The following is a 14571-nucleotide window of genomic DNA, read 5'->3' on the forward strand; positions in this document are numbered from 1 at the left end:
ATGAATGGAGAGTGGGTGGGAAAGCCCTGAACGATACTACCTACTCGCATACGTAGTATTTCGTAATGGTGACCCCCGATGCCCGAGATCGATTACCGGCTGGCTTTTGAGCATGCACCCGTCGGCATGGTGGTTTCGAGCAACCGCACCATCGTGGCCTGCAACGTGCGCGTGTGCGAGATTTTTGGCGCAACGCCCTCCGCGCTGGTCGGGCATTCGTTCAGCATCCTGTACCCCAGCGTGGCCGAGTTCGAGCGCATCGGCAAGCGCATGGAGCCCTTTCTGAACGCCAGCGGGCACTACGCCGACAACCGCATGATGAGGCGCCTGGGTGGCCTGCACGGCGCCATTGCAGGCGAAACCTTCTGGTGCCACGTCACGGGCCATGCGATGAATCGCGCCGCCCCGCACGAGGCCGGCATCTGGACTTTCGAAGACCTGGGCTCGCGCCGCGCAGTAAAGGCCGAACTCACGCCGCGCGAGCGAGAGGTGGCGGCGCAGGTGATGCGCGGGCTGACCTCCAAGGAAATCGGCAAGGCGCTGGGCATCAGCCACCGCACGGTGGAGCTGCACCGGGCGCGGTTGATGCGCAAATACGCGGCTGCGACCACGGCCGAGCTGGTGCAGAAGCTGATCGCGGGTTAAGCCCGACGATTGCCGGGGCCCGCCGGAAGTTCCGGCCACAAGCCACCTGATCGTTGCGAAAACGGAAACGCCGTGTCGTCGAAACGCCTGCTCCGTTGCGCGCAGCGAGGCCTATCGTTGAGGCCATGCAGGGCAGGAAGCCCGCAACCACTCAGGAGTCTGAAATGTCCACACGTATCCATTCCGAAACCAGCCTCTTGCTGCAAACGCAGGCCTCGTTCGCACGGGCCCACGCGCTCGCTGTGCAGAAGGTGCCCGTCGCACTGACGCTCTCGGCAATCATCCTGTCGATCATCAACGTCAAGCTGTAGCCGTTCATGCTGTGGCAGGCTTGGGGCTCGACTCCAGGCCGCCCGACATGACCGTTCCATCCAGCATTCTTCCCTTCTGGGAGCGATTCCAGGCCGCCGCCGGCGCCGACGTGTCCGCCCGCTTTGGCGAGGCCTTCTACTTCGACGACAACGAGGCCGGCGCCACCGAACTGGCAAAGCTCGTCCTGGACGGGCGCAAGCGCGGCACCGCGAGCCTCGAATGGTCCTTCGAATCGACCGGCAGGCCACGGCCCAAGCCCGGTGACCTGAGCGTGGTGACCGACTGGCATAGCAAGCCCCTGTGCGTGATCGAAACCCTCAGCGTGGTGGTCATGCCCTTCGATGAGGTCGGTGAAGACTTCGTGGCCGTCGAGGCCGAAGGCGATTGCTCGCTGCGCTACTGGCGCGAAGGCCACTGGAAGTACTTCAGCGGCGAATGCGAGCGTCTCGGCAGGAAGCCCGACCTGCGCATGCCGGTGCTGTGCGAGACCTTCAAGGTCGTCTACCAGGAAGACTGAGGGCCCCGCCCCCTTCAATCCGGCTTGATGTCCGCCGACTTGATCACCTTCGACCAGGTCGCCAGTTCCTGGTCGACGAATTTCGCGAGCGTTGGCGAGTCCATGTAGGTCGCGAAGGCGCCCTGCTCGTCGACCTTCTTGCGGAAGGCTTCGCTCTCCACGATTTTCTTCAGCTCCGCGCTGAGCCTGGCGACGACCTCGGGCGGCGTCTTCGCCGGCGCGAACACCGCGAACCACGACTCGACCTCGTAGCCCGGCAGGCCCGCCTCGGCCGATGTCGGCACATTGGGCATCGACGGATGGCGCTTTGTGCCCGTATAAGCCAGCGCCTTGATGCGCCCGCCCGCGAAGTGGCCGATGACCGAGGGCGGCGTGGTGATGAACATGTCGACGTTGCCCGAGATCAGGTCGTTGATGGCCGGGCCCGAGCCCTTGTAGGGCACATGCGTCATCGCCTGCTTCGACTGCCGCGACAGCAACTCGCCCGCGATGTGCTGGATCGAGCCGTTGCCCGACGAGGCGTAGAACAAGCCGCCCTCCTTCTTCTTGCCGTATTCGATGAGTTCCTTCATCGAGTTCACCGGGAGCTTGCCGCTCACCGCGACGACGTGCGGCGCGCGCATCACCATCGCCACCGGCACGAAGTCTTTCGTCGGGCTCCACCTGATGTTCGGGTAGAGCGAGGGGTTGCCGACGTGGAAGCCCGAGTACTGCATCAGCAGTGTGTAGCCGTCCGGCGCGGCGCGCGCCACGAACTCGGTGCCGATGTTGCCGCTGGCGCCAGGCTTGTTGTCGATGACCACGGGCTGGCCCAGCGCGCGCTGCAGCGGATCGCCGACCATGCGCGCCATGATGTCGGTGGAGCCGGCCGGCGACGTGGGCACGATCATGGTGATCGGCTTCGAGGGCCATGTATCGGCAGTTGCAGCCGAGGCAGCCAAAGCAAGGACGACCGCGAGAAGGCGGTGGATGGGTTTCATGGTTTGTCTCCGGTGGTTTTGTATTTGGCTTGCTGTCTTCGGGGCCGCGCCGTCAGGGCGCCAGCTCCGATATCTCGATCAGGTTCAGGTCGGGGTCGCGCACATAGACCGAGCGGATGCGCGATGTAGCGCCCGTACGCATCACCGGGCCTTCGAGGATCGGCACGTCGTGCTCCTTCAGCCGCGCGATGACTTCCTCGAGCGGCACGCTGGCAATGAAGCACAGGTCGAGCGACCCCGGCGTCGGCAGCTGCGCCTTGGGCTCGAACTCGTGGTCCTTGATGTGCAGGTTGATCTTCTGGTTGCCGAAGCGAAAAGCCTTGCGGCCGGCGCCGAAGCTTTCGAGCGCCATGCCCATCACATCGACGTAGAAACGGATGCAGGCTTCTTCGTGCGCAGTCGTCAGCACGAGATGGTCCAAGTGGTCGATCACGGGTGGAGCTCCTTCCGTCCGCGCTCCTTGGCACGGGCAACGATGTCATTGAAATCCGCGGGCGGTGCATGCCGCGTCAGCCGATGGCCCGCGCGCGAGACCTGGCTCGACAGCTCGTGCTGTACGAGCGATTCCAGCTCGGCCGCGGCGGCGATCAGGCCGCCCAGGTCCATGCCGGTGTCGTAGCCCATGCACTGCAGCATGTGCACTACGTCTTCGGTCGCCACATTGCCGGTCGCACCCGGGGCATAGGGGCAACCGCCGACGCCGCCGAGCGACATGTCCAGCCGGTGGATGCCGGCCTCGACGGCGGCCACTGTGTTTACAAGGCCCATGCCGCGTGTGTTGTGGAAGTGGGCGGTCCAGTCCATCTGGGGATGAACCGCGATGACGTTCTCGCAGAGGGCCTGCACCTGCGTGGGATAGGCCATCCCAGTCGTATCGCACAGCGTGATGCCCTGCACCTCCAGCGCGGCGAAACGGTCGATCCAGCCTTGCACCGCTGCCAGCGGCACCTCGCCCTCCATCGGGCAGCCGAACACGCACGAGAGCGACACGTTCACCGGCACCCCGGCCTGCTTCGCCAGCGCAACGACCCCGGCCAGCTGCGCGAACGACTGCTCACGCGTCATGCGCAGGTTGGCGAGGTTGTGCGTCTCGCTCACCGACATGACGATGTTGAATTCGTCGATGCGGCTTTCCAGCGCACGCTCGGCGCCACGTACGTTCGGCACCAGCGCGGTATAGACCACGCCGGGGCGCCGGGCGATGCGGTGCATCACCTCCTCGCCGTCGCGCAATGCCGGAATCGCTTTTGCCGAAGTGAACGACGTGACTTCGATCTTGGCGTAGCCCAGCGCGCTGAGCCGGTCGATCAGCGCGACCTTGTCGTCGGTGGGAATGAAGCGGCTCTCCATCTGGAAGCCGTCGCGGGTGGCGACCTCGTTGATGAGCAGCCGCGTGCCGTTGCCCGTCTTCATACGAGAAGCCCGCTTTCCGCGCGGCGCGCTGGCCAGCCGGCGCTTTGCAGATCGCCGGTGTGCTCGCCAAGGCGCGGCGCGGGATGCGCGATGCGTCCCGGCGTGGCGCTGAGCTTGGGTACCACGCCGGGCACCTTCAGCGTGGCGCCGTCCGATGTGGGCGCCTCAACGATCATCTCGCGCGCCAGGTACTGCGGGTCGCTCGCGATGTCGGCCACGGTGTAGATGCGCCCGACCGGCACGCCAGCAGCGTCGAGTGCGGCCAGCACTTCATCGCGGCTGCGCTGCAGCGTCCATGCCTCGATGGCAGCGTCGATCTCCGCCACGCGCCGCACGCGCCCATCGTTGTGCACGAGCTCCGCGTCGTTCTCCAGGTCCGCGCGCCCGATGGCCCGCATCAGCCGGCGGAAGATGCTGTCGCCGTTGCCGGCCACCAGCACGTAGTGTCCGTCGTTGCACCGGTAGGCGTTGGTCGGCGCAATGCCGGGCAACGCGCTGCCGGCGCGCTCGCGCACGGCGCCGAAGGCGTCGTACTCGGGCAGCAGGCTTTCCATCACGTTGAACACCGACTCGTACAGCGCCACGTCGATGAACTGACCTTCCCCGCCATGAGCCATACGATGGTGCAGCGCAGTCAGCACGCCGATCACGCCGTGCAGCGCTGCCAGCGTGTCGCCCAGCGACACCCCCACGCGCACCGGCACCCGCCCCGGCTCGCCGCTCAGATAACGCAGCCCGCCCATCGATTCGCCAAGCACGCCGAAGCCGGGCTTGTCGCGATAAGGCCCGGTCTGCCCGTAGCCCGAGATGCGCAGCATGATCAGCCGCGGGTTCAGCGCGTGCAGCTGCTCCCACCCCAGGCCCCAGCCTTCGAGCGTGCCGGGCTTGAAGTTCTCGATGAGCACGTCAGCCTCGAGCGCCAGCGCGCGCGCTGCCTCCTGGCCTTCGGCGCTGCGCAAGTCGAGACACACCGAACGCTTGTTGCGCGACTGCACCTCCCACCATGCCGAAGTGCCATCGCGCAGCAGCCGCCACTTGCGCAGCGGGTCGCCGACACCGGCCGGCTCGACCTTGATCACATCGGCGCCGAACTCCGCCAGTGTCTTCCCGGCGAAGGGGCCGGCAATGAGCTGGCCGAGCTCCAGCACTTTCAGGCCTTCGAGTGCATTCATGTCCGCGTCCGTCTCCTTGTTGGGTAAGGTCCGACTCTAGGAACAGATTGCGCCGGGCGGAATTGCTGTGATGGCAGTACCTCTTCGCAAAACGCGAAGGGGTGGCCCCGCCTCTCTAGAATCCGCCGATGCCCAGCCCGATCAACCCCGCCCGCGTCGACTTCGTGACGCTGCGCCTGTTCTGCGCGGTCGCGCAGTCGGGCAGCATCACCAAGGGCGCGGAGGCCTGCCACCTCGCGCTGTCGGCGGCAAGCCGGCGGCTTTCGGACTTCGAGGCAGCAACAGGATCGAAGCTGCTCGAACGCAGCGCGCAAGGCATCGCGCTCACGCCCGCCGGCCATGTGGCGATGCAGCATGCGATGCGGCTGTTCCAGGGCTTCGAGCAGTTCAGCAACGAGATCAACGACTATTCGAGCGGCGTGCGCGGCCACGTGCGGCTGTGGGCCAACATGTCGGCGCTGACCGAGTTCCTGCCCACGACGCTCGCGACTTTTCTCGCGCAGCATCCCGACATCCGAGTGGAGGTCGAAGAGCAGTTAAGCGGCGACATCGTGCGCGCACTGGTCGACGGGCTCGCCGACGTCGGCGTGTTCGCGGAGAACACACCCGCCTATGGGCTCGACGTCGCGCCCTTCCAGACCGACGAGCTCGTGGTGCTGTGCGCAAAGCAGCATCTGCTGGCGCGCAGCCGCGTGAAGCAGGTCGACTTCAAGACCTGCCTCGCGCACGAATTCGTCGGCCTGAACCGCAGCAGTTCGCTGCTGGAGCTCACGTCGCGCGCGGCAGAGTTGGCCGGCATCCCGATGCGCCTGCGCGTACAGGTGCGCAGCTTCGATGCGATGTGCCACATGATCGCGGCCAACCTCGGCATCGGCGTGGTGCCGCTGGCCGCGTGCAAGGCGCAGGTTGCGGCGCTCGATCTGAAGGTCGTGCGGCTGAAGGATGCGTGGGCCACGCGGCGGTTGCTGATGGCGACGAAGATGGGGGCCACGCTCTCGCCCGCTGCACAGCTGTTGGTGCGTCAGCTACTCGCCTCATCGACCTAGCGGGCGAAGACTCAGCCAGCCATCATCCGCTTGACCGCCGCGATCCACTTTTCGAACGCCTTCATCTGGTCGCCGACGAACTTGCGCGTCGTCTCATCGGTGCAGTTGCCGTCCGCGTCGAACTTGCCACCTGCGCCGCCGATGAAGACCTCGGGCTTCGCCAGCACCATCGCGTTCACGAACAACAGCACGCGGCGCAGGTCGTACTGAACGCGCGCGCCGCCAACCGGCCCCGGCGATGCCGACAGGATGGCCACCGGCTTGTGCGCGAAGGGCTGGTCTTCGCCGCGGCTGAGCCAGTCGATCATGTTCTTGAACCCGCCCGGAATCGAGAAGTTGTATTCGGGCGTGGCAATCACCACGCCGTCGGCGCGGCGGATGCGGTCGCGCAGCGCCTGCACCGATGCGGGGTAGCCCTTGGCGAACACGTCTGCGTCGAACACCGGCACCTCGCGCCACTCGACGACCTCCATGGCCATCGGCTCGGGCATCAGCGAGCCTGCGAGGTTCAGGGCGGCCCGGTTGATGGAGCCGGTGCGAAGACTGCCGCAGAGGCCGACGATGTCGAGGGTGCTCATTCGGTTTCCTGTTCTTGTGCTGGGGTTGGTGGTCGGCAACTATGGCGTCGGCCAGGTCACCGGGAAAGTGGTTTTCGCGGAAACCACATTTCCTTCAAACGGAAAAGTCCGGCGCGCAGCCGGACTCGAGGGCGCGCTGATCTTCACGGGGTGCTCCTTGGAGATTGATCGAAAAACGCCCCCAGTCTATCTGCGCAACGCCCTCCCGCCTTCCCTTGCTACTTCGCCTCTTCGGCCTCCAGCACCGCCCACTCCTCGTCGGTGAAGAGCCGCGAGCGCGTCAGGAAGCGCAAGCCTTCCGGCCCCTCCAGCGAGAACATGCCGCCGCGCCCCGGCACCACGTCGATGATCAGCTGCGTGTGCTGCCAGTACTCGAACTGCGGCCCGCTGATGTAGAACGGCATGCCGCCGATGTGGCCGAGCAGCCGGTCGTAGTCGCCCACGATGAACTCGTCGCGCCCGTAACACATGGGCGCGCTGCCGTCGCAGCAGCCGCCCGACTGATGGAACATCAGCGGGCCGTGCTTTGCGGCGAGCCTGTCGATCAACGCGAGCGCGGCATCGGTCGCGGTGACGCGCAGGACTTCGCCGGTCATCAGAAGAAGCCCAGCTTGTTCTCGCTGTAGCTCACCAGCAGGTTCTTGGTCTGCTGGTAGTGGTCGAGCATCATCTTGTGGTTTTCGCGACCGATGCCCGACTGCTTGTAGCCACCGAAGGCCGCATGCGCCGGATAGTGGTGATAGCAGTTGGTCCACACGCGGCCGGCCTGGATGCCCTTGCCCATGCGGAAGGCGCGGTTCATGTCGCGGCTCCACACGCCGGCGCCCAGCCCGTAGAGCGTGTCATTGGCAATGGCGAGCGCTTCTTCCTCGTCCTTGAAGGTGGTGACGGACACCACGGGGCCGAAGATTTCTTCCTGGAAGATGCGCATCTTGTTGTGGCCCCTGAACACGGTCGGCTTCACGTAGTAGCCGTCGGCCAGGTCTCCTTCGAGCTTCTGGCGCTCGCCGCCGATCAGCACCTTCGCACCCTCCTGCTTGCCGATGTCGAGGTACGACAGGATCTTCTCGAGCTGCTCGCTGGAAGCCTGCGCGCCGATCATCGTGGCCATGTCGAGCGGGCTGCCCTGCTTGATGGCGGCCACGCGTTTCAGCGCGCGTTCCATGAAGCGGTCGTAGATCGACTCCTGTATCAGTGCGCGCGACGGGCAGGTGCACACCTCGCCCTGGTTCAGCGCGAACATGGTGAAGCCTTCGAGCGCCTTGTCGAAGAAGCCGTCGTCCTTGTCCATCACGTCGGCGAAGAAGATGTTGGGCGACTTGCCGCCCAGCTCCAGCGTGACCGGAATCAGGTTCTGGCTCGCGTACTGCGAGATCAGCCGGCCGGTGGTGGTCTCGCCGGTGAAGGCGATCTTGCCGATGCGGTTGCTCGACGCCAGCGGCTTGCCCGCCTCCACGCCGAAGCCGTTGACGACGTTCAGCACGCCCGGCGGCAGCAGGTCGCCGATGATTTCCATCAGCACCAGGATCGACACCGGTGTCTGCTCGGCCGGCTTCAGCACCACGCAGTTGCCGGCTGCCAGCGCTGGCGCCAGCTTCCACACGGCCATCAGGATCGGGAAGTTCCAGGGAATGATCTGGCCGACCACGCCGATGGGCTCGTGGAAGTGGTACGCGAAGGTTTCATGGTCGATCTCGCTGATGCCGCCTTCCTGCGAGCGGATGCACGAGGCGAAGTAGCGGAAGTGATCGATGGCCAGCGGCAGGTCGGCCGCCGTGGTTTCGCGGATGGGCTTGCCGTTGTCCCAGGTTTCGGCGGCCGCCAGAACCGCCAGGTTTTCCTGCATGCGGTCGGCGATCCTGTTCAGGATGTTGGCGCGCTCGGTGGTCGAGGTGCGGCCCCAGGCGCCCTTGGCCTTGTGCGCGGCGTCGAGCGCGCGGTCGATGTCGGCCGCCGTGGAGCGCGGCACCTCGCAGAAGACCTTGCCGGTGACGGGTGTGATGTTCTCGAAGTACTGGTTGTCCACCGGCGCGACCCATTCGCCGCCGATGTAGTTGCCGTAGCGCTTCTTGAACGGCACCGCGGTACCGAATTTGCCCGGTTCGAGCATGTCCATGACTTTGTCTCCATATGCAAGGTAGTGGCGCCACGACATGCGGCGGCCCGCATGGACTACCGCAAGCCACATACCCGGCCGGATCGGGACATTCCCTAGGCACCTGCGCACTGCAAACCGATGCCGGAGCGGGTTTTCATTCGCAATCTGCGACATGTTCGCGCGAATATGGCGACTAGGATGTCGCACAAGGCGAAAACCTATCGGAGACACGCATGAGTGGTGAAGCGCATTTGCCATCGATCGGAGTGGATCAGGCCCGCGAGCTGTTCTTCGCGCAGGGCCGCGACCCTGCGCCGTGGATCGCACCGCACATCTCGCGTTCCTGGCAGCGCAGCCGCCCGGTCGACCATCACGTGATCGACCCCGAGCCGATGGCGCTGGCATTGCTGAGCGAACGGCGCGAGCAGGCCATGCGGCTGCTGAACTGCGCACAGCCCGAGCTCGACGGCCTTGCCGAGCATGCGGTCGGCAATGGCTGCGTGGTGATCCTGTCGGACGCCAGCGGGCTGATCCTCGAAGAGGTCGGCAGCGCCGACTTCCTGCCCAAGGCCGAGCGCATTGCGCTGCAGCCCGGCGTGGAATGGTCGGAGCACAACCGGGGCACCAATGCCATCGGCACCGCGCTGGCGGAGCGAGAAGCGCTGATGGTGCTGGGCGGCGAGCACTACCTGGCGCAGAACGGCGCGCTCGGCTGTGCGGCAGCGCCGATCTTCACCGGGCGCGGCGAACTGGCGGGCGCGCTCGACATCTCGGGCGAGACGGTGCGCGTGAACACGCATGCTCTGGGGCTGGTGCGCATGGCGGCGCAGCAGGTCGAGCACCGCATGATGCTGGCCGAGGCCGGCGGCCACGTGCTGCGCTTCCACGCGCGGCCGGCACTGATCGGCACCGCGCGCGAGGGGCTGATGGTGATCGAGGGCGGGCGCATCGTCGCAGCCAACCGTGTAGCGCTCGAACTGTTCAGCCGCTCGTGGGACGGCCTGCTCGACCTGGATGCCGAAGCTTTTCTCGGCGCGAACTGGCCGCGCATGGAGCACCGGCGCAACCTGCTGACGCTGCCGGGCGGGCGGCAGATCGCGATGGTGATGGAGCGTTCGAACACGCCGGACACAGCGCGTACCACCACTCGCCACGCCACGTCGTCCCCGGGCATGACCACTGAAGCCGACGATATACAACCGCTGCTGCACAAGGCCGTGCGGGTGCTGAACGAAGGCGTCTCCGTGCTGGTCAACGGCGAGACCGGCAGCGGCAAGGAAGTGTTCTCGCGCCGGCTGCATGCCGCGAGCCGGCGCAGTGCGGGGCCCTTCGTGGCAGTGGACTGCGCCTCGCTGCCAGAAACACTGATCGAGTCCGAGCTGTTCGGCTACGAGGAAGGCGCTTTCACCGGCGCGAAGCGCAAAGGCATGGCGGGCCGCATCCGGGAGGCCCACGGCGGGGTGCTGTTCCTCGACGAGATCGCGGAGATACCGCTGCCCTTGCAGACGCGCCTGCTGCGCGTGCTCGAAGAACGCGTGGTCACGCCGCTGGGCGGCGGCCAGGGCGTGGCGGTGGACTTCGACCTGGTCTGCGCCACGCACGGCCACCTGCCGGCACTGGTGGAGGCCGGGCGCTTTCGTGCCGACCTGATGTATCGCGTGGCAGGGTTCACAGTCGCCCTGCCGCCGCTGCACCAGCGCGGCGACCGGCACGCGCTGATCTCGCGGCTGTTCCTCGAAGCGGGCGGCGCGGCCAAGCACCTGCGGCTGGAGAGCGATGCGCTCGAAGCGCTGGCCGCCTACCGCTGGCCGGGCAATGTGCGGGAGCTGCGCAGCACGCTGCGTGCGGTCGTGGCGTTGGCCGATGCGGGCGATTCGGTGACGACCGCCATGCTTCCCGCGCATCTGGTCGGCGCGTGGACTTCGCCGCCCGACGACGCGACGCCCCATGCCCTGCCACACACCGAACCGCTGATGAGCATCACACGCCACGCCATCGACGAGGCACTCAAGGCCTGCGATCACGACGTGGCGAAGGCCGCCCGCCGGCTGGATGTTCACCGCAGCACCATCTATCGCCATCTTGCGCGCCAGCGCGGCAAGCCCGAGGCACATTGACTGGACAGTCCGCAGGCTGAAGGCGCGGGCCTGCGCAGACATGCGCTTCTCACCCGCCGGCATAACCAAAGACTGACTTGCCCCGCAATGCCGGAGCGGCCAGACTTTGTGCATGGCCTCTCTTCCGCATCCATGACCACCGGCAGACGTGCACGGCGCTTGTCGGCCGTTCCTTCGACCTTGCGGATTCCCCTGGCCGCCCGGGCTTCGGGCGACGCGATGTTTCCGCAAGTGGCCGTGCGGGACGCATACGCCGCGGGCATCCTGGAGCAGATCCGCGACGACGGCCAAGCGCTGCCGGAAGACCGGGCAACCATCTACAGCATCCTCTCGCGCACCCGCCGCTTCCGCAGCCTGGCCCAGGACTTCCTCAAGCAGCACCCCGGCGGCCGCGTGGTGAACATGGGTTGCGGCCTTAGCCATTACTTCCAGTGGCTGGACGACGGCAAGTCCCACATGACCGACGCCGACCTGCCCGAGGTGCTCGAAATGCGCCGCGAGCTGATCCCCGAGACGAATGAACGCCACGACCTGCGCGAGCTCGACCTGACCGCGCCCGACTGGTGGGAACAGCTGGGCCTGCCGCGCAAGCGCAACGCTGCGCCGGTTTTCCTGTTCACCGAAGGCGTGCTGATGTACCTGAAGCCCGAGCAGGTGCAGGCGGTGCTCGCCACCTTCGGCGAACGCGCGCCCGCAGGCTCGATGCTGGCCTTCGACGCCATGTGCTGGCTTGCGGTGGGGCGCGGAAGGCAGCATCCGTCGGTGCGCACGACCGGTGCAGAGTTTCTCTGGGGCATCCGTCGCTCTACCGAACTGACGCAGCCCCACCCGCGCCTGCAGCTGACCGACACTTACCGCGTGCTGGAAGGCATCGGCCTGCCCTACACCTTGTTCGCGCCGATGGTCATGCTGTTCCTCGGGGTGCCGCTGTATGCGCTCTACGCGCTGAAGGCGACGGACGTCGCCGATACATAAACGCACAATTTTGCGAAGTGCCGGCTTTGTCCGGCCCGCGCTGCGCGGAATGGCTGACGCGGTGCGGCCCCGGGCCAGGTCAAGCTACCAGCTGTTCCCGGTCGCGGAGAATGCTCTATCGTCTTCGCTGCTTTTCTTTCTTCCCCCTCAAGATTCGCAACCCTCAAGAACCACATGCTTGATCGCCGATCCTTCCTTGCCGCCGGTGGTGCCGCTGCCGCACTCGCCGCCCTCGGACTGCCCCAGGAGGCACTGGCCGCCAACGGGCTGCAACTGAGCCAGCCCACGCCCTTTTCCTTCGACGCGTTGATCGCACAGGCGAAGTCGCTCGCCGCCAAGCCCTATGCGGCGGCCGCGCCACTGGCGCCCGAGGTGCTCGACCGCATCGACTACGACGCGCACGGCAAGATCAAGTTCGACCCCGCCAACGCCCTCTTTCGCGACGGGCCCGGCGCCTTCCCCGTTACCTTCTTCCACCTCGGGCGCTTCTTCCAGACGCCCGTGCGCATGCACGTGCTCGAGAACACCGACGGCGACGCATTTTCCCGCGAGGTGCTCTACAGCCCCTCCTATTTCTCGATGCCGCCCGACAGCCCCGCGCGCGCGCTACCGCCGGGCGCAGGCTTCGCGGGCTTTCGCCTGCAGGAAAGCCGCCTGGGCGACCAGAGCAAGCTCGACTGGCAGAAGAACGACTGGGTCGCGTTCCTCGGCGCCTCGTACTTTCGCGCAATCGGCGAGCTCTACCAGTACGGCCTGTCGGCGCGCGGCCTTGCGCTCGACGTGGCAGTGCCCGACAAGCCCGAGGAATTTCCGACCTTCACGCGCTTCTACTTCGAGACGCCGGCCGCCAACAACACCACGTCGATGACGGTCTACGCGCTGCTCGAAGGGCCGAGCGTCACGGGCGTGTTCAAGTTCATCATGCAGCGCGGCAAGGCCGTCATCATGGACATCGACGCGCGCATGTTCCTGCGCCGCGACGTGTCGCGCCTGGGCCTGGTGCCGCTCACGTCGATGTACTGGTACTCGGAAACCATCAAGCCCACCGCAATCGACTGGCGCCCCGAGGTGCACGACTCCGACGGCCTCGCAATCTGGAACGGCGCGGGCGAGCGCATCTGGCGCCCGCTCAACAACCCCACGCAGACGCGCGCCTCGGCCTTCGCCGACACCAAGCCGCGCGGCTTCGGTCTGCTGCAGCGCGATCGCGCCTTCGACCACTACCAGGACGGCGTGAACTACGAGAAGCGCCCGAGCCTGTGGATCGAGCCGCTGGGCGACTGGGGCGAGGGTTCGGTGCAGCTCATCGAGATTCCGACCGACGACGAGATCCACGACAACATCGTCGCCTTCTGGGTGCCCAAGGCCGATGCGAAGGCCGGGGCCAGCTACAGCCTGCAATACCGGTTGCATTGGACCGACCAGGAACCCTTTCCGTCGCCGCTCGCGCGCTGCGTGGCCACGCGCATCGGGCGCGGCGGGCAGCCGGGCCAGCCGCGTCCGCAGGGCGTGCGCAAGTTCATGGTCGAGTTCATCGGACAGCCGCTGCAGGCCGTGCCCTTCGGCGTGAAGCCCGAGGTGATGCTGACGGCAGCGCGCGGCAAGTTCTCGTACGTGTTCGCGGAGGCCGTGCCCAACGGCGTGCCGGGGCACTGGCGTGCGCAGTTCGACTTCACGCCCGAAGGCAACGAGCCGATCGACATGCGCATGTACATGAAGAACGGCGACCAGACGTTGACCGAGACCTGGCTGTACCAGTACCAGCCGGGCTGAAATCGCGGGCGCTTCAGCGCTTGCCGGCCTTGATGTAGGGCGCGAAGAGTTCCACCGCCCAGTCCACGAACACGCGCAGCTTGGCGCTCAGGTGCCGGTTGGTCGGGTACACCACGTGCAGGGGATACGGCTCGGGCGCCCAGCCCTGCAGCACCTCGACCAGCGCGCCGCTGGCCAGGTAGGGCGCGGCCATCACATCGAAGGTCTGCGCCACGCCCATGCCGGTGAGCATCGCGCTCAGGTGCGCCGTGCTCTCGTTCACGCCCACCACGGTGTGGCCGTGGATCTCGATGCGCTCCTCGCCGCGCCCATAGCGCAGCGGAATCGGCCGGTTGCTCAGCGACGAGAAGTAGCCCACCACGCGATGCGTGCCGTCGCCGAGGTCCGCAGGCGTCTTCGGCACGCCGTGGCGCTCCAGATAGGCCGGCGTGGCGCAGGTCACGAAGGGCAAGGTCGCGATGCGGCGCGCCACGAGCGACTGGTCGGTCAGCTCGCCGGCACGGATCACGCAGTCGACCGCATCGCCGATCAGGTTCACCGGCCGGTCGCTCACGCCGATCTCGAGTTCGATCTCGGGATAGCGCGCATGGAACGTCGGCAGCTGCGGAATCAGGATCATGTTGGCCAGCGAGGAGCCGACGTCCACCCTCAGCCGACCGCGCGGATTGGCCTGCGCGTTGGTGAGGTCGGACTCGATGTCTTCCAGTTCAGCCAGCACGCGCGCGGTGCGCTCGTAGTAGGCCGCGCCCTCGGGCGTGACCGTCACGCGCCGCGTGGTGCGCTGCAGCAGCTTCACGCGCAGGTGCGTTTCGAGCTGCTGCACCATCTTCGTCACGGTGGGCTTGGGCATCTGCAGCGAGTCGGCGGCGCGCGTGAAGGTGCCGGCCTCGACCACGCGGGCAAACACGCGCATGGCGGTGATCTGGTCCATCGCCGGATTATTAG

15 protein-coding genes are annotated in these 14571 nt (G+C 66.6%); 7 read left to right on the top strand and 8 right to left on the bottom strand.

Going from position 1 to position 14571, the window contains the following annotated elements:
* Nucleotides 1–78: 78 nt before the first annotated feature.
* From ACZYSP_RS05495 to ACZYSP_RS05505, 3 genes are all read left to right on the top strand, one after another.
* A complete protein-coding gene (locus tag ACZYSP_RS05495; protein ID WP_093055635.1) occupies nucleotides 79–645 on the top strand; it encodes a LuxR C-terminal-related transcriptional regulator in 567 nt (188 codons plus the stop codon).
* Between the two features lie 164 nt (nucleotides 646–809).
* A complete protein-coding gene (locus tag ACZYSP_RS05500; RefSeq protein WP_176928800.1) occupies nucleotides 810–956 on the top strand; it encodes a hypothetical protein in 147 nt (48 codons plus the stop codon).
* Nucleotides 957–1003: 47 nt separating this feature from the next.
* Complete coding sequence (locus ACZYSP_RS05505) at nucleotides 1004–1474, top strand: ASCH domain-containing protein (RefSeq protein ID WP_354338248.1); 471 nt, start codon at nucleotides 1004–1006, stop codon at nucleotides 1472–1474.
* A 14-nt stretch (nucleotides 1475–1488) separates the two neighbouring features.
* Here the strand turns inward: ACZYSP_RS05505 and ACZYSP_RS05510 are convergent, their stop codons facing one another.
* From ACZYSP_RS05510 to ACZYSP_RS05525, 4 genes are read right to left on the bottom strand one after another with little or no spacing between them, the layout of a single operon-like run.
* Entirely contained in the window at nucleotides 1489–2454 is a 966-nt protein-coding gene (locus tag ACZYSP_RS05510) for a Bug family tripartite tricarboxylate transporter substrate binding protein (RefSeq protein ID WP_093055631.1), read from the bottom strand.
* Nucleotides 2455–2506: 52 nt separating this feature from the next.
* Complete coding sequence (locus ACZYSP_RS05515) at nucleotides 2507–2887, bottom strand: VOC family protein (protein ID WP_093176238.1); 381 nt, start codon at nucleotides 2885–2887, stop codon at nucleotides 2507–2509.
* On the bottom strand, nucleotides 2884–3867 hold the full coding sequence (locus ACZYSP_RS05520) for a hydroxymethylglutaryl-CoA lyase (protein ID WP_354338247.1): 984 nt from the start codon (nucleotides 3865–3867) through the stop codon (nucleotides 2884–2886). The genes ACZYSP_RS05515 and ACZYSP_RS05520 overlap by 4 nt, the downstream gene beginning before the upstream one ends.
* Complete coding sequence (locus ACZYSP_RS05525) at nucleotides 3864–5039, bottom strand: CaiB/BaiF CoA transferase family protein (protein WP_354338246.1); 1176 nt, start codon at nucleotides 5037–5039, stop codon at nucleotides 3864–3866. Before ACZYSP_RS05525 ends, ACZYSP_RS05520 begins: the two co-directional genes overlap by 4 nt.
* A 128-nt stretch (nucleotides 5040–5167) precedes the next feature.
* On the opposite strand from ACZYSP_RS05525, the gene ACZYSP_RS05530 reads away from it, so the two are divergent.
* Complete coding sequence (locus tag ACZYSP_RS05530) at nucleotides 5168–6085, top strand: LysR family transcriptional regulator (protein WP_354338245.1); 918 nt, start codon at nucleotides 5168–5170, stop codon at nucleotides 6083–6085.
* An 11-nt stretch (nucleotides 6086–6096) separates the two neighbouring features.
* Here ACZYSP_RS05530 and ACZYSP_RS05535 read toward each other — a convergent pair whose 3' ends face one another.
* The 3 genes from ACZYSP_RS05535 to adh form a co-directional block, all read right to left on the bottom strand.
* Entirely contained in the window at nucleotides 6097–6663 is a 567-nt protein-coding gene (locus tag ACZYSP_RS05535; protein WP_354338244.1) for an NADPH-dependent FMN reductase, read from the bottom strand.
* 218 nt (nucleotides 6664–6881) lie between these two features.
* On the bottom strand, nucleotides 6882–7259 hold the full coding sequence (locus ACZYSP_RS05540; RefSeq protein WP_093055621.1) for a DUF779 domain-containing protein: 378 nt from the start codon (nucleotides 7257–7259) through the stop codon (nucleotides 6882–6884).
* Nucleotides 7259–8779 (bottom strand): aldehyde dehydrogenase, encoded by a 1521-nt coding sequence (gene adh / locus ACZYSP_RS05545; protein WP_093055619.1) that lies wholly within the window; start codon nucleotides 8777–8779, stop codon nucleotides 7259–7261. The genes ACZYSP_RS05540 and adh overlap by 1 nt, the downstream gene beginning before the upstream one ends.
* 215 nt (nucleotides 8780–8994) lie before the next feature.
* Here adh and ACZYSP_RS05550 point away from each other — a divergent pair, with 215 nt between their 5' ends.
* From ACZYSP_RS05550 to ACZYSP_RS05560, 3 genes are all read left to right on the top strand, one after another.
* On the top strand, nucleotides 8995–10878 hold the full coding sequence (locus tag ACZYSP_RS05550; protein WP_354338243.1) for a sigma-54-dependent Fis family transcriptional regulator: 1884 nt from the start codon (nucleotides 8995–8997) through the stop codon (nucleotides 10876–10878).
* 132 nt (nucleotides 10879–11010) lie between these two features.
* Nucleotides 11011–11853, top strand: coding sequence for a class I SAM-dependent methyltransferase (locus ACZYSP_RS05555; RefSeq protein ID WP_093055615.1), 843 nt, complete (start codon nucleotides 11011–11013; stop codon nucleotides 11851–11853).
* Nucleotides 11854–12027: 174 nt separating this feature from the next.
* Nucleotides 12028–13626: an OpgD/OpgG family glucan biosynthesis protein gene (locus tag ACZYSP_RS05560; protein ID WP_093176257.1), complete on the top strand. Its 1599-nt coding sequence runs from the start codon at nucleotides 12028–12030 to the stop codon at nucleotides 13624–13626.
* A 13-nt stretch (nucleotides 13627–13639) separates the two neighbouring features.
* Here ACZYSP_RS05560 and ACZYSP_RS05565 read toward each other — a convergent pair whose 3' ends face one another.
* On the bottom strand, nucleotides 13640–14557 hold the full coding sequence (locus tag ACZYSP_RS05565; protein ID WP_354338242.1) for a LysR family transcriptional regulator: 918 nt from the start codon (nucleotides 14555–14557) through the stop codon (nucleotides 13640–13642).
* Between the last annotated feature and the right edge of the window lie 14 nt (nucleotides 14558–14571).

The organism is Variovorax sp. F042, assembly GCF_057814215.1.